The 20,213-nt window shown below is 72.7% G+C and carries 20 protein-coding genes; 15 read left to right on the forward strand and 5 right to left on the reverse strand.

The features are described 5' to 3' along the window. Nucleotides 1-53 precede the first annotated feature (53 nt). Nucleotides 54-1,412 carry a phosphoglucosamine mutase gene (glmM, locus tag TU31_RS18525; RefSeq protein WP_042155911.1) on the forward strand — a complete coding sequence of 453 codons (1,359 nt, stop codon included), beginning with the start codon at nt 54-56 and terminating at the stop codon, nt 1,410-1,412. 123 nt (nt 1,413-1,535) lie between these two features. Here glmM and TU31_RS18530 read toward each other — a convergent pair whose 3' ends face one another. Together TU31_RS18530 and coaA are read right to left on the reverse strand one after the other, a co-directional pair. After that, nucleotides 1,536-2,474 carry a DUF389 domain-containing protein gene (locus TU31_RS18530; protein ID WP_042155913.1) on the reverse strand — a complete coding sequence of 313 codons (939 nt, stop codon included), beginning with the start codon at nt 2,472-2,474 and terminating at the stop codon, nt 1,536-1,538. 14 nt (nt 2,475-2,488) lie between these two features. After that, nucleotides 2,489-3,472: a type I pantothenate kinase gene (gene coaA, locus TU31_RS18535; protein WP_042155915.1), complete on the reverse strand. Its 984-nt coding sequence runs from the start codon at nt 3,470-3,472 to the stop codon at nt 2,489-2,491. Nucleotides 3,473-3,668: 196 nt separating this feature from the next. Here coaA and TU31_RS18540 point away from each other — a divergent pair, with 196 nt between their 5' ends. From TU31_RS18540 to TU31_RS18580, 9 genes are all read left to right on the forward strand, one after another. Next, complete coding sequence (locus TU31_RS18540) at nt 3,669-3,944, forward strand: hypothetical protein (protein WP_245698588.1); 276 nt, start codon at nt 3,669-3,671, stop codon at nt 3,942-3,944. Nucleotides 3,945-4,208: 264 nt separating this feature from the next. Further along, nucleotides 4,209-6,056, forward strand: a complete 1,848-nt coding sequence (gene glmS, locus TU31_RS18545) for a glutamine--fructose-6-phosphate transaminase (isomerizing) (protein WP_042155916.1) — start codon at nt 4,209-4,211, stop codon at nt 6,054-6,056. Further along, nucleotides 6,053-6,421, forward strand: coding sequence for a holo-ACP synthase (locus TU31_RS18550; RefSeq protein WP_042155918.1), 369 nt, complete (start codon nt 6,053-6,055; stop codon nt 6,419-6,421). The genes glmS and TU31_RS18550 overlap by 4 nt, the downstream gene beginning before the upstream one ends. A 97-nt stretch (nt 6,422-6,518) precedes the next feature. Then, nucleotides 6,519-7,943 carry a bifunctional ADP-dependent NAD(P)H-hydrate dehydratase/NAD(P)H-hydrate epimerase gene (locus TU31_RS18555; RefSeq protein WP_042155920.1) on the forward strand — a complete coding sequence of 475 codons (1,425 nt, stop codon included), beginning with the start codon at nt 6,519-6,521 and terminating at the stop codon, nt 7,941-7,943. 107 nt (nt 7,944-8,050) lie between these two features. Continuing rightward, a complete protein-coding gene (locus TU31_RS18560) occupies nt 8,051-8,860 on the forward strand; it encodes a L,D-transpeptidase family protein (protein WP_042155922.1) in 810 nt (269 codons plus the stop codon). 59 nt (nt 8,861-8,919) lie between these two features. Then, nucleotides 8,920-10,107 carry an alanine racemase gene (gene alr / locus TU31_RS18565; RefSeq protein WP_042155923.1) on the forward strand — a complete coding sequence of 396 codons (1,188 nt, stop codon included), beginning with the start codon at nt 8,920-8,922 and terminating at the stop codon, nt 10,105-10,107. Continuing rightward, nucleotides 10,104-11,438, forward strand: coding sequence for an alpha/beta fold hydrolase (locus tag TU31_RS18570; protein WP_042155925.1), 1,335 nt, complete (start codon nt 10,104-10,106; stop codon nt 11,436-11,438). Before alr ends, TU31_RS18570 begins: the two co-directional genes overlap by 4 nt. Nucleotides 11,439-11,587: 149 nt before the next feature. Next, the gene (gene tsaE / locus TU31_RS18575) at nt 11,588-12,112 is read left to right on the forward strand and encodes a tRNA (adenosine(37)-N6)-threonylcarbamoyltransferase complex ATPase subunit type 1 TsaE (RefSeq protein WP_042155927.1); all 525 of its coding nucleotides are present in this window, start codon (nt 11,588-11,590) and stop codon (nt 12,110-12,112) included. Nucleotides 12,113-12,311: 199 nt separating this feature from the next. Continuing rightward, nucleotides 12,312-12,551 carry a hypothetical protein gene (locus tag TU31_RS18580; RefSeq protein ID WP_042155929.1) on the forward strand — a complete coding sequence of 80 codons (240 nt, stop codon included), beginning with the start codon at nt 12,312-12,314 and terminating at the stop codon, nt 12,549-12,551. Between the two features lie 40 nt (nt 12,552-12,591). On the opposite strand, the gene TU31_RS18585 is transcribed toward TU31_RS18580, so the two are convergent. Beyond that, the gene (locus TU31_RS18585) at nt 12,592-13,161 is read right to left on the reverse strand and encodes a L,D-transpeptidase (RefSeq protein WP_042155932.1); all 570 of its coding nucleotides are present in this window, start codon (nt 13,159-13,161) and stop codon (nt 12,592-12,594) included. A gap of 139 nt (nt 13,162-13,300) precedes the next feature. On the opposite strand from TU31_RS18585, the gene tsaB reads away from it, so the two are divergent. From tsaB to TU31_RS18605, 4 genes are all read left to right on the forward strand, one after another. Continuing rightward, complete coding sequence (tsaB, locus tag TU31_RS18590) at nt 13,301-13,960, forward strand: tRNA (adenosine(37)-N6)-threonylcarbamoyltransferase complex dimerization subunit type 1 TsaB (RefSeq protein ID WP_042155935.1); 660 nt, start codon at nt 13,301-13,303, stop codon at nt 13,958-13,960. Beyond that, the gene (locus TU31_RS18595; protein ID WP_370682745.1) at nt 13,957-14,580 is read left to right on the forward strand and encodes a GNAT family N-acetyltransferase; all 624 of its coding nucleotides are present in this window, start codon (nt 13,957-13,959) and stop codon (nt 14,578-14,580) included. The genes tsaB and TU31_RS18595 overlap by 4 nt, the downstream gene beginning before the upstream one ends. Before the next feature lie 5 nt (nt 14,581-14,585). After that, complete coding sequence (tsaD, locus tag TU31_RS18600) at nt 14,586-15,725, forward strand: tRNA (adenosine(37)-N6)-threonylcarbamoyltransferase complex transferase subunit TsaD (protein WP_042155938.1); 1,140 nt, start codon at nt 14,586-14,588, stop codon at nt 15,723-15,725. Between the two features lie 120 nt (nt 15,726-15,845). Next, complete coding sequence (locus tag TU31_RS18605) at nt 15,846-16,211, forward strand: hypothetical protein (protein ID WP_042155940.1); 366 nt, start codon at nt 15,846-15,848, stop codon at nt 16,209-16,211. Here the strand turns inward: TU31_RS18605 and TU31_RS18610 are convergent. Together TU31_RS18610 and TU31_RS18615 are read right to left on the reverse strand one after the other, a co-directional pair. Then, entirely contained in the window at nt 16,195-17,445 is a 1,251-nt protein-coding gene (locus TU31_RS18610) for a class I SAM-dependent methyltransferase (RefSeq protein ID WP_042155942.1), read from the reverse strand. The two genes, TU31_RS18605 and TU31_RS18610, sit on opposite strands and share 17 nt — an antisense overlap. Before the next feature lie 508 nt (nt 17,446-17,953). Beyond that, nucleotides 17,954-19,306 carry an FtsW/RodA/SpoVE family cell cycle protein gene (locus tag TU31_RS18615; protein ID WP_042156617.1) on the reverse strand — a complete coding sequence of 451 codons (1,353 nt, stop codon included), beginning with the start codon at nt 19,304-19,306 and terminating at the stop codon, nt 17,954-17,956. A 505-nt stretch (nt 19,307-19,811) separates the two neighbouring features. Here TU31_RS18615 and groES point away from each other — a divergent pair. Further along, nucleotides 19,812-20,120: a co-chaperone GroES gene (gene groES / locus TU31_RS18620; RefSeq protein WP_018090856.1), complete on the forward strand. Its 309-nt coding sequence runs from the start codon at nt 19,812-19,814 to the stop codon at nt 20,118-20,120. Nucleotides 20,121-20,213 lie beyond the last annotated feature (93 nt).

Here is a 20,213-nt window from a genome sequence, read left to right on the forward strand (position 1 = left end):
CGTATACCTGGACTTAATGCTCTGGTCCAAGCTCATCTACTCGGAGGACACCAGTGGGACGACTCTTCGGCACGGACGGTGTGCGCGGCGTCGCCAATGCGGATCTGACGGCGGAGCTGGCGCTCGGTCTGTCGGTCGCTGCGGCGCATGTGCTCGCGGAAGCCGGCACCTTCGAGGGGCACCGGCCGGTGGCGGTGGTCGGACGGGATCCACGCGCGTCCGGTGAGTTCCTGGAGGCCGCGGTCGTCGCGGGCCTGGCCAGCGCCGGTGTGGACGTGCTGCGGGTGGGGGTGCTCCCGACCCCGGCGGTCGCGTATCTGACCGGCTCGCTCGGCGCGGACCTCGGCGTGATGCTCTCCGCCAGCCACAACCCGATGCCCGACAACGGCATCAAGTTCTTCGCCCGCGGCGGCCACAAGCTCGCCGACGAGCTGGAGGACCGTATCGAGCAGACCTACCGCGCGCACAGCTCCGGTGAGCCCTGGGAGCGGCCGACCGGGGCCGGCGTGGGCCGGGTCACCGTCTATGACGAGGGCTTCGACAACTACGTCGCGCACCTCGTCGGCGTGCTGCCCAACCGCCTGGACGGGCTGAAGATCGTCATCGATGGCGCCCACGGCGCGGCGGCGCGGGTCTCGCCCGAGGCGTTCGCCCGGGCCGGCGCCGACGTCATCACGATCGGCACCGAGCCCGACGGCCTGAACATCAATGACGGCTGCGGCTCCACGCACCTGGAGCTGCTGCGCGCCGCCGTGGTCGAGCACGGCGCGGACCTGGGTGTCGCCCACGACGGCGACGCGGACCGCTGCCTGGCGGTGGACCGCGAGGGCAACGAGATCGACGGCGACCAGATCCTGGCCGTCCTGGCGCTCGGGATGCGCGAGGCGGGCACGCTGCGCAAGAACATCGTGGTCGCCACCGTGATGTCGAACCTCGGCTTCAAGCTGGCCATGGAGGGCGCGGGCATCGACCTCGTCCAGACCGCGGTCGGCGACCGCTACGTCCTGGAGGAGATGAAGGCGCACGGCCTCGCGCTGGGCGGCGAGCAGTCCGGGCACGTCATCGTGCTGGACCACGCCACCACCGGTGACGGCACGCTGACCGGTCTGATGCTGGCCGCACGGGTCGCCGCGACCGGCAAGCCGCTGGCCGAGCTGGCGGGCGTCATGGAGCGGCTGCCGCAGATCCTGATCAACGTCCCCGACGTCGACAAGTCCCGGGTGGCCACCTCGCCCGAGGTGACCGCGGCGGTCGCCGAGGCGGAGCGCGAGCTGGGCGCCACCGGGCGGGTGCTGCTGCGGCCGTCCGGTACGGAGCCGCTGGTGCGGGTGATGGTGGAGGCGGCGGACATCGAGCAGGCCCGCGCGGTCGCCGAGCGGCTGGCGGACGCGGTCAAGTCGGCGCTGGGATGAGTCCCGTACGCGGTGGCCGCGGCCGCCGTTGAGGCAACGGACCGCGGCGCGGGTGCCGCGGACGCACCGGCCTCGCCCCGGGGTGGCATCTTGTCGCCTCGGGGCGAGGCCGTTTCCGGTCTGCTAGCGGGCGACCGGGAGAGTGCCGTGCCGGGCCCACAGCAGCTTCTGTGTGGCCAGGGTGAGGGTGCCGGCGACCACGATGCCCACCATGTTCAGCCCGAGCTGGCCGACGGAGCCCCAGGTCTGCGCGTAGTCGCCATAGGTGAAGGCGACGGCGGCGTTGGCGGCGGCGGGCACGGTCGTCACGGAGATGGCCACGCCCACCAGGGCGCCGGACTTCGCCGAGGTCAGCGAGAGGGTGCCGGCGACACCGGCGAGGAAGGCCACCACGAACGACATCCAGTCCGGCTGCCAGATGAACGACGTATTGGGCCGCGGGCCCTCGACCCGGTGCTCGGTGAACAGCCCCACCGCGTCCATGAAGTAGCTGAAGCCGCCGGTCAGCGCCATCGCCACAACGAAGCCGACGACCAGCGCCACCAGCGAGCGCCAGGCCGGCCGCGGGGCGCGCCGGACCAGGGCGGTGGAGATGCCCGCCAGCGGGCCGAACTCGGGGCCGACCGCCATCGCGCCGACGATCAAGATGGCGTTGTCGAGGACCACACCGCAGGCCGCGATCATCGTCGCGAGGGTCAGGAACGCGAGGTAAGTGGCCGACAGCGTCGACTCCTCGTGGGTGGCGTCGGTCAGCGACTCCCACAGCACGGCGTCCGCGCCCTCGCCGGGGGCTTCGTCCTCCGCCCGGTCGGCCCGCCGGGACAGCGACAGATCGATGTGCTCCAGCGCGATGGAACCACTCCGGTCGAGGCCCATCTCCCGCAGCCGGGCCAGCAGTCCGTCACCGGCCTCCCGGGCGACATCGCACAGCACCACATCGCCCCGCGGCTCACGGGCCGCCCCGCTCAGCACGACGAGATGGGTGGTCCCGACGGTCCGCTCCAGCAGCTGGAGCACCTCGTCCGTACGGTCCGCAGGGATGATCAGGCGCAGATGCAGCACGGCGTTCGCACTCCCTAGAGTTTGCGCAACGACAGCCGTTGCACCTTGTGGTCCGGCCCCTTGCGGAGCACCAGGTTGGCGCGGCCGCGGGTCGGGGCGACGTTCTGTTGCAGGTTGGGCTTGTTGACGGTGCGCCAGATCATCCGGGCGTAGTCGAGGGCCTCGTCCTCGGAGACCTGGGTGTACTTGCGGAAGTACGAGAACGGGTTCTGGAAGGCGGTCTCGCGCAGCTTGCGGAAGCGGCCGAGGTACCACTTCTCGATGTCCTCGGTGCGGGCGTCGACGTAGACGGAGAAGTCGAAGAAGTCGGCGAGCCCGAGGCGGGTGCGGCCGTCCTTGCCGGGCAGGGCCGGCTGGAGGACGTTCAGGCCCTCGACGATGAGGATGTCGGGGCGCTGCACGGTCAGCTGCTCGCCGGGCACGATGTCGTAGATCAGGTGGGAGTAGACCGGTGCGGTGACCTCGGCCTTGCCGGACTTCACCGCCGCGACGAAGCGGGTCAGCGCCCGCCGGTCGTAGGACTCCGGGAAGCCCTTACGGGACATCAGACCGCGCCGGTGCAGTTCGGCGTTGGGGAAGAGGAAGCCGTCGGTGGTGACCAGCTCGACGCGCGGGTGCTCGGGCCAGCGGGCCAGCAGCGCCTGGAGCAGCCGGGCGGTGGTGGACTTCCCGACCGCCACGCTGCCCGCGACCCCGATGACGAACGGGGTGCCGGGCTGGGGGCCGCCGCCCGCGTCGCCGAGGAAGGTGTTCAGCGCACCGCGCAGATTGCTGGTGGCGCCGACATAGAGGTTGAGGAGCCGGGACAGCGGGAGATAGACATCGCGTACCTCGTCGAGGTCGATGACATCGCCCAGGCCCCGCAGCTGTTCGACCTCGTCGGCCGTCAGGGGCAGCGGGGTCTTCTCCCGCAGGGCGCTCCACTGTGCGCGCGTCAGATCGACGTACGGGGAGCTCTCGGCGCGGCGTCGTTGCTGCGGATCGGTCGTCAGGGGCACGCGCCCATTGTGCGCAGCCGCCACCCGCCGTTCATCTCGGGGTGGCCGGCCGGGCGCCGGAAGGTGGTCTTGTGGATGTCAGGGTGGTCTTGGGTGAATCTCAGCCACCCTGTCTGTACCCGGTCGATATTGCCCGGTACGGTCAGCGGCGGGGAAGGGCCCGGAGACGGGCCGCGGACGAATCAGGGGGGTTCGGGTGCGCACGCGTAAGGCCGGTCTGCTGGGACATCGGCCATGGGGGAGAAGTGCCGGCGCGGACCACACCGGTCCGGACTGCACCACGGACGGCTTCGCCGCCCAGGTGTACGCCGAGCTGGCCGAGGAACTGCCGGACGAGGACCTGGGAGAGGATCTCGCCGATTTCCTGGAGCGCTACGAGCCGGGCACCGGCCCCGGCGCGGACGCGGAGGCGGACGAGGAGTCCTTGGAGGCGGTGCGGGAGGCGCACGACCGGATAGCGCGGGGGTACTGAGGCCCGCGACGGCCGCCGCGGGACCCGGGCATGTGGGCCTTGCCGCGCTGTGTGGGGGGGCGTCCCCTGGGGGCGCGGTCATCGGTCATGATCATGACTGGGGTGTTGATACGGCCCTCCGCGCCGCGTAACCGGTATCTGAAGAGCTTCCTTCCGGAACCTGAGCCCCGCGGCGAACGGTGACCTCGGGGTCGGCGGTACGGCCGCGAGCCAACCGCGTCGCCGTGCCGCCGCGGCGCAGGACCCGGCGCGTACGCTGCCCCCATGTGCGGAATCGTGGGATATGTGGGCGGGCAGAGCGCCCTTGATGTTGTCCTGGCCGGGCTGAAGCGGCTGGAGTACCGCGGGTATGACTCGGCGGGGGTCGCCGTGCTGGCCGATGGGGGGCTGGCGGCGGCCAAGAAGGCCGGGAAACTGGCCAACCTGGAGAAGGAGCTGGCGGACCGTCCGTTGCCGGCTGGTTCGACGGGGATCGGGCACACCCGGTGGGCGACGCACGGCGGGCCCACCGACGAGAACGCCCATCCGCATCTGGACAACGCCGGCCGGGTCTCGGTCGTGCACAACGGCATCATCGAGAACTTCGCCGGGCTGCGCGCCGAACTCACCGACCGCGGGCATGAGTTGGCGTCCGAGACGGATACCGAGGTCGTGGCGCATCTGCTCGCCGAGTGCTACTCGTCGTGCGGTGAGCTGGCCGAGGCGATGCGGCAGGTGTGCCGGCGGCTGGAGGGTGCGTTCACGCTGGTCGCGGTGCACGCCGATGAGCCGGATGTGGTCGTCGGGGCGCGCCGGAACTCGCCGCTGGTGGTGGGCGTCGGGGACGGCGAGGCCTTCCTGGCCTCCGATGTGGCGGCGTTCATCGCGCACACCCGGGAGGCGATCGAGCTGGGCCAGGACCAGGTCGTGGAGTTGCGCCGGGACGGGGTGACGGTCACCGACTTCGAGGGGGCGCCGGCGGAGGTCCGCGAGTACCACGTGGACTGGGACGCCTCGGCCGCCGAGAAGGGCGGCTACGACTACTTCATGCTGAAGGAGATCGCGGAGCAGCCGAAGGCCGTCGCGGACACGCTGTTGGGGCGGATCGACGCGTCCGGCGTGCTGTCGTTGGACGAGGTGCGGATCCCGCCGGAGGTGCTGCGGGAGGTCGACAAGGTCGTCATCGTGGCGTGCGGGACGGCGTACCACGCGGGGATGATCGCCAAGTACGCGATCGAGCACTGGACCAGGATTCCCTGCGAGACCGAGCTGGCCAGTGAATTCCGTTACCGGGACCCGATTCTGGACCGGCACACGCTGGTGATCGCGATCAGCCAGTCCGGCGAGACGATGGACACCCTGATGGCGCTGCGGCATGCGCGGGAGCAGGGCGCGAAGGTGCTCGCCATCTGCAACACGAACGGGTCGACCATCCCGCGGGAGTCGGACGCGGTGCTGTACACGCACGCCGGGCCCGAGGTGGCGGTGGCGTCGACGAAGGCGTTTCTGACGCAGTTGGTGGCCTGCTATCTGGTGGCGCTCTATGTCGCGCAGGTGCGGGGCACGAAGTGGGGCGACGAGATCCGGGACGTGGTGCGCGAACTCGCCGCCATCGGCACCCAGGTCGAGCAGGTGCTCGGCACGATGGAGCCGGTACGGGAGCTGGCGCGCTCCCTCGCCGACAAGAACACGGTGCTGTTCCTCGGGCGGCATGTGGGCTATCCGGTGGCGCTGGAGGGTGCGCTGAAGCTCAAGGAGCTCGCGTACATGCATGCGGAGGGCTTCGCGGCCGGGGAGCTCAAGCACGGGCCGATCGCGCTGATCGAGGACGATCTGCCGGTCGTCGTCGTGGTGCCGTCGCCGCGCGGGCGGTCCGTGCTGCACGACAAGATCGTGTCGAACATCCAGGAGATCCGGGCCCGGGGGGCGCGGACCATCGTGATCGCGGAGGAGGGCGACGAGACGGTGGTGCCCTACGCCGACCACCTCGTACGGATCCCGCGGACGCCGGTGCTGCTCCAGCCGCTGGTGTCCACGGTCCCGTTGCAGGTCTTCGCCTGTGAGCTGGCCACCGCCCGCGGCAACGAGGTCGACCAGCCGCGCAACCTCGCCAAGTCGGTGACGGTGGAGTGATCATCGGGGTCGGGATCGATGTCGCCGAGATCGACCGCTTCGGCGCGGCGCTGGAGCGCACGCCGGAGCTGGCGCATCGGCTGTTCATCGAGGACGAGCTGATATTGCCGAGCGGGGAACGGCGGGGCATCGCTTCCCTGGCGGCGCGGTTCGCCGCCAAGGAGGCGCTGGCCAAGGCGCTCGGGGCGCCGGCCGGTCTGCACTGGACCGATGCCGAGGTGTACGTCGAGGACAGCGGGCAGCCGCGGCTGCGGGTGCAGGGCACGGTCGAGGCGCGGGCGGTGGAGCTCGGGGTCCGGTCGTGGCATGTGTCGCTGAGCCATGACGCGGGGGTCGCCTCCGCCGTGGTGATCGCCGAGGGGTGAGGCGGGTACGGCGCCGGTCCGGTCCGTCGCGGCGGGCGCCGTCCCCGGCCGGGGGAAATCCCCCGCACCTGGTGGGTGAGGGGCGAGACTTGGCGGTATGAGGACTGCCTACAGCGTGGAGACCGTACGGGCCGCGGAGCGAGAGCTCATGGCCCGGTTGCCCGGAGGGGCCCTGATGCAGCGGGCGGCGGCCGGACTGGCCGTGGCCTGTGGGGAGTTGCTGGGCAAGGTGTACGGCAGCCGGGTGGTGCTGCTGGTGGGCAGCGGTGACAACGGCGGGGACGCGCTGTACGCCGGTGCCCGGCTGGCCCGGCGGGGGGCCGGGGTGGCGGCGGTGCTGCTCTCGCCCGAACGGGCCCACCAGGGCGGCCTGGCCGCGCTGCGGGCGGCCGGGGGACGGGTTTCGGACGACGCGCCGCGGGACATCGGCCGGGCCGATCTGGTCGTGGACGGCATCGTCGGGATCGGGGGGCGCGGCGGGCTGCGCCCGGAGGCCGCCCAACTCGCGCGGGCGGCATGGGAGTCGGCGCCCGTGGTCGCGGTCGATCTGCCCAGCGGGGTGGACGCGGACAGCGGCGAGGTGCACGGGGACGCCGTATGGGCCGATGCGACGGTGACGTTCGGTGCGTACAAGCCGGGGCTGCTGATCGATCCGGCGCGGGAGCGGGCGGGCGCGCTGCGGCTGGTGGACATCGGGCTCACGCTGCCGCAGGAGGCCGAACTGGAGGCGTTGCAGCACGCGGACGTGGCGGAGCTGCTGCCGCGCCCGGCGCCCGAGAGCGACAAGTACCGGCGGGGCGTGGTCGGGGTGGTCGCCGGTTCCGCGCGGTATCCGGGGGCGGCGGTGCTCGCGGTGGCGGGTGCGCTGCGGGGCGGCGCGGGGGCCGTGCGGTATGTCGGCCCGGCCGCCGACGCGGTGCTGGCGCGCTTCCCGGAGACGCTGGTGCATCCCGGGCCGCCGGACAAGGCGGGCCGGGTGCAGTCGTGGGTGATCGGGCCCGGCATCGGGGACGAGGCGGACGCGCTGGAGGACGTGCTGGCGGCGGACGTGCCGGTGCTGGTGGACGCGGACGGCCTGCGCTTCCTGACGCCGGAGCGGGTCCGGGAGCGGACGGCGGAGACCTTGCTGACGCCGCACGCGGGGGAGGCCGCCGCGCTGCTCGGGCGCGGGCGCGAGGAGGTCGAGGCGGCGCGGCTGGCCTCCGTACGGGAGTTGGCGGCGCGCTACGGGGCCACGGTGCTGCTCAAGGGCTCGACGACGCTGGTGACGGAGGCGGACGGTCCGGTACGGGTCAACCCCACCGGGACCGGCTGGCTGGCGACGGCCGGGAGCGGGGATGTGCTGTCGGGGGTGACCGGGTCGTTGCTCGCCGCGGGCCTTCCGGCGCGGGACGCCGGATCCGTCGGCGCGTATCTGCACGGGCTGGCGGCGCGCCGCGCGGCCGGGCCGGACGGCGCGCCGGTCCTGGCCTCCGAGGTCGCCGCCCATCTGGGCGCCGCCTGGCGTGATGTGACGCACTGACAGCTGCCGGGGCGGCGTTACGCCCCGCGGGGGAATGCGCCGGGCACCAGGGCGAACCTGGCGCCCGGCGGGCGGTTTGGCCGCGCGCCCACGGCATGCGTGAGGGCATGAAACGCACCCTTTCGGCGTTGCTGGTCTGCGCCTCGCTCCTCGTTGTCGCCGGGCCGCCCGCGGTGGCCGTGGCGCCGTCGCCCACCGTGGCGTCCCCGTCCGCCGCGTACCGCCTGCCCGCCCTGGTCCCCGGGCTGCCGCGCGCGGTGCGGGCGACCACCCGGCCCCGGCACATCGAGTACGTGCCGCGGTCCGAGGTGGCGCCCGCCGGCCGGGCGGCCCGGTGCAGTGCCTCCACCGGGCCCTACCAGCGGCAGGCGGAGCGCTACCTGGGGCGGCAGGTGGACGGGCGGCAGAGCACGGGGGACTGCCGGGCGATCCGGCGGTTCCAGCAGGCCCACCGCATCGCGCCGGCGACCGGCTTCGCCGGCCCGGTCACGGGAGCGATCGTGCGGGTGATGCGGGCCAGGAAGGACCCCAACCGGGCCGGGCACTGCCCCGCCCTCGCCCAGCGGACCGCGTGTGTCGACCTGAACCGGCAGCTGATGTGGGTGCAGCAGAGCGGTCGGGTGATCCTCGAACCGGTGGCGATCCGGAGCGGTGCGCCGACGATGGAGACCCGCACCGGCTCGTACCGGATCTATCTGCGCCACCGGCACCACATCTCGAACCTCTACGGCACGCGGATGCCCTACGCCCAGTTCTTCGACCGCGGGGAGGCGCTGCACGGCGTCTACGAGGACATCTTCTCGGGGGCCGGCTCGCACGGCTGCGTCAACCTCACCATGGCGGACGCGCGGCGGGCGTGGGAAGTGCTGAGGAAGGGCGACACCGTGTACGTCTGGGGGCGGAAGCCCGGCGTGTGAGCACGGTTTCCGCGCCCGTCCCCCGGGGCCCCGCGGCGTCGCCTGCGACACTGAGGGGGATGAACGAGACAGCGAAGCGCGCCCGTGCCGCCATCGACCTCGCCGCCGTGCGGTCGAATGTGCGTGCACTGCGGGACCGCGCACCCCGGGCAGAGCTGATGGCCGTGGTCAAGTCCGACGGCTACGGACACGGAGCGGTGCGCTGTGCGCGTGCCGCCCGTGAGGCCGGTGCGGGCTGGCTGGGCACAGCGCTGCCCGAGGAGGCGTTCGCGCTGCGGGCGGCCGGTGACACCGGGCGGCTGCTGTGCTGGCTGTGGACGCCGGGCGGCCCCTGGCGCCGGGCCATCGAGCAGGACATCGAGGTCGCGGTGAGCGGGCTGTGGGCGCTGCGTGAGGTGACCGCGGCGGCCCGGGAGTGCGGCCGGCCCGCCCGCGTCCAGCTCAAGATCGACACCGGGCTCGGCCGCAACGGCTGCGCACCCGCCGACTGGCCCGAGCTGACCGCCGCGGCGCGGGCCGCCGAGGCCGAGGGCACGCTGACCGTCACCGGCGTCTGGTCGCACTTCGCCTGCGCCGACGAGCCCGGCCACCCCTCGATCGCCGCCCAGCTGGCCGTCTTCCAGGAGGCGTTGCGGACCGCCGAGCGGGCCGGGCTGCACCCCGAGGTGCGGCATATCGCCAACACCCCGGCGCTGCTGACCCTCCCCGAGGCGCATTTCGACCTGGTCCGTACCGGTATCGGCATCTACGGCATCTCGCCCAGCCCCGAGGTCGGCACCTCGCAGGACTTCGGGCTGCGGCCCGCGATGACGCTGGAGGCCTCGCTCGCCTCGGTCAAGCGCGTCCCGGGCGGCCACGGCGTGTCGTACGGGCACCACTACACGACGCCCGGGGAGACCTCCCTGGCGCTGGTCCCGCTCGGCTACGCGGACGGCATCCCGCGGCACGCCTCCGGGACCGGCCCGGTGCTGGTCGCCGGCAAGTGGCGGACGGTCGCCGGGCGGATCGCGATGGACCAGTTCGTGGTCGACCTGGGCGGCGACAGCGCCGAGCCGGGTGATCCGGCGGTGCTGTTCGGCCCGGGGGACCGTGGTGAGCCGACCGCGGAGGACTGGGCCAGGGTGGCCGGAACCATCGGCTACGAGATCGTCACACGGATCGGATCCCGGGTCCCGCGCGTCTACGTGGACAGCGGCATACGGAGCGAAGCCGAAGGAGACAGCGCGCTCACGGGGGGTACGGCATGACCGAGGGACAGGAGGCCGCCGCGCAGGCGGTCGAGACGGCCGTCGAGGCGGCCGGCAACTGGGCGCGGGCGGGCCGGCACGCCGGTGTGGCCGGTGCCGCGATCGGGGTGGTCGCGGCGGGCGCCGCGGCCGGTGTGGCGATAGAGCGGCTGACGGTCGGCCGCGGGATGCGCCGCCGGGCCCGGCTCGCACTGGACGCCGCCGGCCCGTACGGCACGCTGCGCGGCACACCCGGGGCGGCGATCGCCGAGGACGGCACCGAGCTGTATTACGAGGTCGACGAGCCGGGCGTGGAGACGGGCCGGCCGGAGAAGGACGGCCACCCGGGCAAGAGCAGGAACGGCAAGGGCGGCAAGGCCGACCGGTCCGCCAAGCCGGTGCGCGGCAAGGAGGCCCGGGCCGCGCAGGAGGCCCAGGGCGGTCTGCGCAAGCGGCTGTCGGCGGCGCTGGGCCGGCGCGCCACGGCCCCCACGGTCGTCTTCAGCCACGGCTACTGCCTCAGCCAGGACTCCTGGCACTTCCAGCGCTCCGCCCTGCGCGGCGCGGTGCGGACCGTCCACTGGGACCAGCGCAGCCACGGCCGCTCCTCGCGCGGCCACGGCCAGATCGACGGCACCGAACCCGTCACCATCGACCTGCTGGGCCGGGACCTGAAGGCGGTGCTGGACGCGGCGGTCCCCGAGGGGCCGATCGTGCTGGTCGGGCACTCCATGGGCGGGATGACGGTGATGGCGCTGGCCGACCAGTTCCCCGAGTACGTCGCGGAGCGGGTGGTCGGGGTGGCGCTGATCGGCACGTCCGCGGGCCGGCTCAGCGAGGTCGGCTTCGGGCTGCCGTCCATGGGCGTCAAGGCCTTCCACTGGCTCGCGCCGGGGGTGCTGAAGGCGCTGGGCTGGCAGCGCGAGATCGTCGAGCGCGGGCGGCGGGCCACCGCCGATCTGTTCGCCGGGCTGATCAAGCGGTATTCGTTCGGGACGCCGGAGAAGGTGGACCCGGGCATCGCGCGGTTCGGCGAGCGGCTGATCGAGGCGACCCCGATCGATGTGGTCGCCGAGTTCTTCCCGGCGTTCGCGGTGCATGACAAGACCGAGGCGCTGGTCGCGTACGACGCGGTGCCCTCGCTGGTGCTCGCCGGGGAGAACGATCTGATCACCCCGGCCGACCACAGCCGGACGATCGCCGAGGTGCTGCCCGACGCGGAGCTGGTCTGTGTCCCCGGCGCCGGGCATCTGGTGATGCTGGAGCGGCCCGAGCTGGTCAATGAACATCTGGTGTCCCTGGTGGAACGCGCCGGCGCGGCGGCCCGCAGCTCCCGGCACGCCCGCGCCTGAGGTCATGGCCTGCCGGGGCCTGGCCCGGCAGGCCGGGGCCCCAGCCGGACCAAGGGGTGGCGAAGGGGCGACGGGGACCGGCTGCCGTCCCGCAGGGGCGTCGATGAGGGGTGGCGGCCGGGTGGCGGGCGGGACGTACCATTTGCGGCATGAGCACCACCGGCGCGATGGCGCACATCACCGTCAAGTCCCCCGATCAGATGCAGGAGTTGGGTCGCCGCCTGGCCCCGCTGCTGCGCCCCGGCGACCTGGTACTGCTCACCGGTGAGCTGGGAGCCGGCAAGACGACGCTGACCCGCGGCCTGGGCGAGGGCCTGGGCGTGCGCGGCGCCGTGACCTCTCCCACCTTCGTCATCGCCCGGGTCCACCCCTCGCTGGCCGGCGGCCCCCCGCTGGTGCATGTCGACGCCTACCGGCTCGGCGGCGGGCTGGACGAGATGGAGGACCTGGACCTCGATGTCTCGCTGCCGGAGTCGGTGGTGGTCGTGGAGTGGGGCGAGGGCAAGGTCGAGGAGCTGTCCGACGACCGGCTGCACGTGGTCATCGGCCGCGCCGTGGGGGACGACGGTCCGGCGGTCCTGGAGGCCGACGCGGACGATGTGCGCGAGGTGACGGTCACCGGCTTCGGCGCGCGCTGGGCGGACGCCGGCCTGCCCGCGCTGGAGACCTGCTGACGGCGGGGCGGGACGGCCGCTGCGGCGCCCCGGTCCGGCCCTGGACCCGGCCGGGCGCCCGGTAGTTTCCGACAAGCCGTCGGTAAGATGTTGCGCACCCGGTGCCGGGCGTGGTCACATGGGTGGAGACCCCAGTTAGGTGTGCCTAAGTAGCCAGCCTAGCTTCTGTCGCTTGCCCCAGGAGCCCCGGGAGGCGTCCATGTCGGCCCACCAGCCCTTCCCCCCGTCTGACGGCCGCGAGGACAGCCCCGTCGCGGCGGCCGGGCGCGCCGGCCGCGAGACGCCGACGATGAATGAGCTGCTGGCGGCGTGCGCCGCGGCCAGCGCGGTCTCCACACCCCCCGACGCCGCCGCGGAGGCCCGTCAGGACCAGCCCGCGGAGCCGGAGGCGGAGGAGTCCGAGGAACCGGCGTCCACCGGAGGCCGCGACGCGGCGTAGCCCGTAGGGGCTAAGCGCGGACCGTCCGGGAGCCGTGCGGTCAGGAGACCACGACGACCTTGGTGCCGGTGGGTGCGAAGTCCCACATCGCCTTGCCGTCCGCACGCGACTCACGGATTCCGCCGGTCTTCTTCCCCGCGCCCGGATCGGGCCGCGAGCCGTCCACGGCGGCGCTGAAGCCGACCGTGACCCCGCTGACGCTGGCGAACCGCACCACGTGCTCGATCGCGATCCCGTCCGAGCCCGTGACGCTGACCGACCGCGAGGCGACCGCGTAGGACCCCGGCGGCGGGCTGACGGTGCTCGGCGTGACCGTGAACGTACGCAGCGCCTTGTCCTGCGCGCCGACCAGCCAGACCCGCTTGGCGCCGAGCGAGTAGACGATCCGCTGGCCCTTGCCGGATGCCGCCGGGACCGGGGCCGGAGCCGGGGCCTTGTGCTTCTTGCCCTGCTTGGCCGGGTGCTTCTCGGGAGTGCTGTGCCGGCCGTCGCTGCGGGCCTGGGTGAGGGTGTCCGGGGCGGACGCCGCGGCCTGGTAGCCGAGCACTCCGACCACGACCAGGGCCGCCGTGGTCAGCGCGGTGACGATCGTGCTGCTCTTACCGGGCACCGCTGTGCCACCTTTCCTCCCTCTCCCTGCCGCCGGCGGGGAGTCCCGGGCCTGGAGGCCGGGCTGCTTGCTGCTGGGCTACGGGGGCGACGGTAGCACCGGGAACGGGAACCACCCGTCGAGCCGTAGTCTTAAGGACGTGCTGCTGCTAGCTCTTGACACCGCCACCCCCGCCGTCACCGTCGCGCTCCATGACGGCACCCGCGTTCTCGCCGAGTCCCGCCAGGTGGATGCGCGCCGGCACGGCGAGCTGCTGCTGCCCGCCGTCGACCGGGTGCTGGCCGAGGCCGGGCACAAGCTCGACGCGGTCAGCGACATCGTGGTCGGCGTGGGCCCGGGCCCGTACACGGGGCTGCGCGTCGGCCTGGTGACCGCCGCCACCTTCGGGTCCGTGCTCGGCGTACCCGTGCACGGACTGTGCACCCTGGACGGCATCGCTCACGCCTCCGGCCTGACCGAGCCCTTCGTCGTGGCCACCGACGCCCGCCGCAAAGAGGTCTACTGGGCGCGCTACGCGGATGCCCGCACGAGGCTCACGGACCCGGCCGTCGACCGCCCCGCGGACCTCGCCGACCAGGTGGCCGGCGTCCCGGCCGTGGGCGCGGGCGCGGTGCTCTACGACACGGTCTTCACCGGCGTACGGCGCGAGGCGCCCGAGCACCAGTCCGCCGGCGCGCTGGCGGACCTGGCCGCCCTGAAGCTCGCGGCGGGGGAGGAGCTGCTGCCGCCGCAGCCGCTGTACCTGCGGCGTCCGGATGCCCAGGTCCCCGCCAACTACAAGGTGGTCACTCCCCGGTGAGTTCCCGCCCGTCGTCCGAGTCCCGCACCCCGGCGCCTCCCTCAGACGCTGTCCGGGCGGACCTCCAGTGCGGCGACGACGCCCGGCCGGGGGTCGTGCTGCGCGAGATGCGCTGGTGGGACATAGCGCCGGTGCTGGAGCTGGAGCGGGAGCTGTTCCCCGAGGACGCCTGGTCGCCGGGCATGTTCTGGTCCGAGCTGGCGCACGCCCGCGGCCCGTCCGCCACCCGCCGCTATCTCGTCGCCGAACTGGAGGTGCCGCCGCGTAGAGGCGCCGATGAGGGGCGGCGTGCGGGCCGGCTGGTCGGCTACGGCGGGCTGGCCGCCGTCGACGGCACCGGCGACATCCAGACCATCGCCACCGCCCGGGACCAGTGGGGCAGCGGCCTCGGCGCCCGGCTGCTGACCGAACTCCTGGGCGCGGCAACGGACTTCGAATGCCATGAGGTGCTGCTGGAGGTACGGGTCGACAACCTCCGCGCGCAGCGCCTCTACGAGCGTTTCGGCTTCGAGCCGATCGGTTTCCGCCGCGGCTACTACCAGCCCGGCAACGTCGACGCCCTGGTGATGCGCCGCACCACCCAGACCTCCTCCGAAGCACCCTCCGTACAAGGAACTTGACAACCATGGCTGACTCACGCGGCGGACCGCTGGTCCTCGGCATCGAGACCTCCTGCGACGAGACCGGTGTCGGCATCGTCCGCGGCCACACCCTGCTGGCCGACGCGGTCGCCTCCAGCGTCGACGAGCACGCCCGCTTCGGCGGCGTGGTGCCGGAGGTGGCCTCCCGCGCCCACCTGGAGGCGATGGTCCCCACCATCCAGCGCGCCCTGAAGGACGCCGGGGTCGCGGCCTCCGACCTGGACGGGATCGCGGTCACCGCGGGACCGGGCCTGGCCGGCGCGCTGCTGGTCGGCGTCTCGGCGGCCAAGGCGTACGCCTACGCCCTCGGCAAGCCGCTCTACGGCGTCAACCACCTCGCCTCGCACATCTGCGTCGACCAGCTGGAACACGGTGCGCTGCCGGAGCCGACCATGGCGCTGCTGGTGTCCGGCGGCCACTCCTCGCTCCTGCTGGCGCCGGACATCACCTCCGACGTACGGCCGCTGGGCTCGACCATCGACGACGCGGCCGGTGAGGCGTTCGACAAGATCGCGCGGGTGCTGAACCTCGGCTTCCCGGGCGGCCCGGTCATCGACCGCTACGCCCGCGAGGGCAACCCCGACGCGATCCGCTTCCCGCGCGGACTGACCGGCCCCCGCGACCCGGTCTACGACTTCTCCTTCTCCGGTCTGAAGACGGCGGTGGCCCGCTGGATCGAGGCCAAGCGGGCGGCCGGCGAGGAGGTGCCGGTGGCGGATGTCTCGGCGTCGTTCCAGGAGGCCGTGGTGGACGTGCTGACCCGTAAGGCCGTGCGGGCCTGCAAGGACAACGGTGTGGACCACCTGATGATCGGCGGCGGGGTCGCGGCCAACACCCGGCTGCGGGCGATGGCCGAGCGCCGCTGCGAGGACGCCGGCATCACCCTGCGGGTACCGCGGCCCAAGCTGTGCACCGACAACGGTGCGATGGTCGCGGCCCTGGGCGCGGAGATGGTGGCCCGCAACCGGCCGGCCTCCGCCTGGGACCTCTCCGCGGACTCGTCCCTCCCGGTCACCGAACCGCATGTGCCCGGCGAGGCCCCCGAGGACGCCCCTCACACGCACTCCCACTCCCACGACCATGACCACGTCCACGAGATGAGCAAGCACAACCTCTACTCCTGAGGCCCGGCGAGGACTCGTTTTGTACTTCTTCGAGTCCTCGCGCCGCCCCCGGCCCCACGTCCGGCCCGAGGTCTTACCCTGACTGGAGCACCGAGCGTGCGAGTGGGGAGGCGGCAGGCTGTGGACTGGTTCTGGTGGGTCTTCATCTTCTTCATGGCGGGCGGCTTCGCGAAGGTCGCCGACACCGCCCGCACCGCGCTGCGTACCCGGCACGAACGCAAGATGGAGCGCCTGGAGACCGCCCGCCAGGAGCGGCAGGAGCTGGCCGCCGCCCAGAAGCCGCCGGAGCCGGTGTGCGGGTGCACCCACCACCTCGCCAAGCATGACAAAAAGGGCAAGTGTCATGAGCGGGTGGAGATGGCGGTCGCCTGGGACGCCGACCACAAGCCGGTGCAGTACGAGGCCGGCCAGTGCACCTGCCAGCAGTACATCGGCCCGCGGCCGCTCTCCCAGATCTACGCCGAGGACCTCACCGACCTGGCGTGACCGGGTCCGTGGCCGGGTGCCCCAGCAGCATGGTGGGGGCGCCGGCGACCCGGGTGAGGAAGATCGTGCAGGACGTGCGGCCGCCGCCGAGCTTCAGCTTCTTGCGCAGCTCCTCGGGCTCCACCGCGGAGCCCCGCTTCTTGATCACCGCGATCCCGACCCCGCGCTCCCGCAGCAGCGCCCTGAGCTTCTTGACGTGGAACGGCAGCACATCGGTGATCGCATAGGCGGTCGCGTACGGCGTCCCGACCAGCCGGTCCGCGGTGATGTAGGCGATCGTCGGGTCGATCAGCCGCCCGTCGATCCGCGCCGCGACATCCGCGACGAGATGCGCCCGGATCACCGCCCCGTCCGGCTCGTACAGCCAGTCGCCGACCGGGCCGACCGGCGCCTGTGGCGTGTCGTCGCCGGCGGACGGGTCCGGCAGCCCGGTACCGAGCAGCGAGTCCCCCGCGGGCAGCAGGGTGGCGCGGCGGCCACCGGGCACCGGGCGGGGCACGCCCCCCGCACCGGTCCCGAACCACACCACGGCCTCCTTGACGTCGCCCCCGTCCGAGATCCACTCCGTCTCGGCGTCCTCGGGCAGCGCCTCGTGCGGCACCCCCGGCGCGATCTTCAGCGCCGCGACCGGTGCCTTACGGGCCGCCTCGACGGCCCAGGACAGCGGCGGTGAGTACGCCTCCGGATCGAAAATCCGGCCACCCCTGGCCTTGCTGCGCCGGGCCGGATCGACGAACACCGCGTCATACCCGGCGGTGTCCACCTCCGTCACATCCGCACAGCGCACCTCGATCAACTCCGCGAGCCCCAGCGCCTCCGCGTTGGCCCGCGCCGCCGCACAGGCCAATGGGTCACGGTCGACGGCCAGCACCCGGATGCCGGCGCGCGCCAGCGCGATCGCGTCGCCGCCGATACCGCAGCACAGGTCGGCCAGCGTACGGACGCCCAGCGCGGCGAGCCGTCGCGCACGGTGTGCTGCCACCGTGGCGCGGGTGGACTGCTCCACACCGTTGGGCGTGAAGTACATCCGCCCCGCGTCGGCCCCGAACTTCGCCGCGGCCCGCTGCCGGAGCCGCGCCTGCCCGAGCGCGGCGGAAACGAGCTCAGCGGGGTGCTCCCGCCGCAGCCTTGTGGCTGCCGCCAGCTCATCCGACGGGTCGTGGTCCCGCAGCTCTGTCAGCAGGGCCTGCCCCTCGGGGGTGAGGAGGGCGGTGAGGGTGTCTCCGTCATTCACGGTGTCATTGTCCTCCCACGTTTTTGTCTGTCCCGCCGTGGTGGTTGTTCGCCGTTGCGCCTGCGGCGGGCCGGGTCCGCTGCGCGGGCGTGGGTTCGGGTGATGCTTGCGGTTTCCCGCCGTGGCGCCTGCGGCGGGCTGGGTGGTTGTTGGGTGCGGTGACGGGCCTCCGGGGCCTGGTGTGTGGACTGCTTCGCTTTACGTCCACACACCAGGCCCCTCCGGCCCGTCCCCTCCCGTTGGGGAGTGGGTGACGGTGGGTGGGGGCGTGCCGCCGTCAGCCATAACCGGGCCCTACGAGGTGCACCGGCCCACCTACGCCAACCCCCACCCGCGCAGACCCGTCACCGCACCCGACAGCCCCGCGCAGCGGCCCCGCCCGCCGCAGGCGCAACGGCGAACAACCACCACGGCGGGAAAGCCGAAAACACGGGCCGAAGGCAAAGCGCAGCGGGCCACAAACGGCGAGCAACCACCACGGCGGGACAGCCGAAAACGTGGGAAGAATTCAAACCGGCTCACGCCGCCGCTGCGCGTGATCGCTGATCCGCAGGAGCAGGGCCACCATGAGCCAGTTGGCGACCAGTGAGGAGCCCCCCTTGGCGAGGAAGGGGAGGGCTTTGCCCGTGAGGGGGATGAGGCCGGTGACGCCGCCGGCGACGACGAAGACCTGGAGGAGGAGCGCGCCGGAGAGGCCGACCGCGAGGAGTTTGCCGAAGGGGTCGCGGGCGCTCAGGCCGACCCGGAGGCCGCGCTGGGCCAGCAGTACGTAGAGCATGATCACGGCCATGACCCCGGCCAGGCCCAGCTCCTCGCCGACGGTGGTGAGGATGAAGTCGCTGTTGCCGGCGAAGCCGATCAGTTCGGGGCGGCCCTGGCCGAGGCCGCTGCCGCTGATGCCGCCGCTGCCGAAGCTGAACAGGGCCTGGGCGAGCTGGTCGGACATGTGCTCCGCCTGGCCCGCCTTGGTGAACGCCCGCATCGGGTCGAGCCAGGCGGTGACCCGGCCGTGGACATGCGGTTCGAGGGAACCGACCACGGCCGCGCCGACCGTGGCCATCAGCAGGCCGCACACCACCCAACTGGTGCGGTCGGTGGCCATGTAGAGCATGATCACGAAGACGCCGAAGAAGATCAGCGAGGTGCCCAGGTCCCGTTCGAAGATCAGCACCAGCAGGCTGATCGCCCAGATCGTGAAGATCGGCGCGAGCTGCCGCCCCGGGGGCAGCTGGATGCCCATGACCCGGCGGCCGGCCAGCGCCAGGGCGTCGCGGTTGACGGTGAGATAGCCCGCGAAGAACACCGAGATCATGATCTTCACGAACTCACCGGGCTGCAACGACAGCGGCCCCAGCAGGATCCAGCGCTTGGCGCCGTACATATCGGCGCCGAAGAAGGCCGGTGCCATCAGCAGCACCAGCGCGATCACCATCGTCAGATAGATGTAGCGCTGGAGGATGCGGTGATCGCGCAGCATCAGCAGGATGGCGAGGCAGGCCACCACCCCGATCACCGTCCACAGCAGCTGGCCGTTGGCCGCCTGGGCCGTCTTCAGCCGGGGCGACTGTGCGTAGGTGAGGTCCAGGCGGTGCAGCAGCACCAGGCCGATTCCGGTCAGCAGGGTCGTCAGCGGCAGGATCAGCGGATCGGCGCGGGGCGCGTAGCGGCGCAGGACCAGATGCGGGACCAGCGTCATGAACAGCATGGCGGCGGTGAAGACGGCCAGTCCGCCGGGGAGCAGACCGCCCATCGACAGGCCGGTGTAGGTGTAGCCGAAGACCGCGATTAAAACGACGAGGGCGAGCAGCCGGGCCTCGGTTCTCCGCCGGTCCGGGGCCTGGGCGAGCGCGGCGAACGTCATGGTGCGCTCGACATCCCTCTCCGGCACCCGGGCCTTCCGGGGAACTCTGGTCGGTGCACGCACGGCTTCTCCTCCGCCATCTTGTCGAGGCCGCCGGCCGGCCGGGTGCGGGCCCGGTTCGTCGGCCCGTCAGTCGAGGAAGTAGACGAGGCAGCCGAGGGCGTGGTTGCGAGGGAAGGGGAAGGCATGTCCGATTTGGCGGGAAGCTGCCTGCCTCGTAACCCGCCCCGCCCCCGCTGTAGATGGCCATGATCGCCGAAGCCGGGGCCGCCGGGGAACCGGGGCCGCGGATGGCCGGTCAACCGGCGTCGCGGGAAGAGCTCCCCGCCGCGCTGGCACTCCGCTTGACCGAGTGCTAACCGCGTCATAGTCTCGGCGTTGGCACTCTCCAGTGGGGAGTGCCAGACACAGCGACGGGCAGGTCCGGCACCCGCGACGACGGATCCACCTGGTCGCCACCTCAGACAGTTAACCCCGTGAGATCTCCGAAGGGGGAGGTCGGATCGTGACGACCACCAGCTCCAAGGTTGCCATCAAGCCGCTTGAGGACCGCATCGTGGTCCAGCCGCTCGACGCCGAGCAGACCACGGCCTCGGGCCTGGTCATTCCGGACACCGCCAAGGAGAAGCCCCAGGAGGGCGTCGTCCTGGCCGTGGGCCCGGGCCGGGTCGAGGACGGCAAGCGCGTCGAGCTCGACGTGAAGGTCGGCGACGTCGTGCTCTACAGCAAGTACGGCGGCACCGAGGTGAAGTACAACAACGAGGACTACCTCGTTCTCTCGGCTCGCGACGTGCTCGCGATCGTCGAGAAGTAAGTCACCCAGTTTTGCCGTGATCTGCGCCCCTGGTTCCCGCGTCTAATCAACCCGGGGCAGGGGCGCAGTTCGTTTGAGCGACAGCGGTCCCCA

Source organism: Streptomyces lydicamycinicus (assembly GCF_000829715.2).
GTDB lineage: Bacteria > Actinomycetota > Actinomycetes > Streptomycetales > Streptomycetaceae > Streptomyces > Streptomyces lydicamycinicus.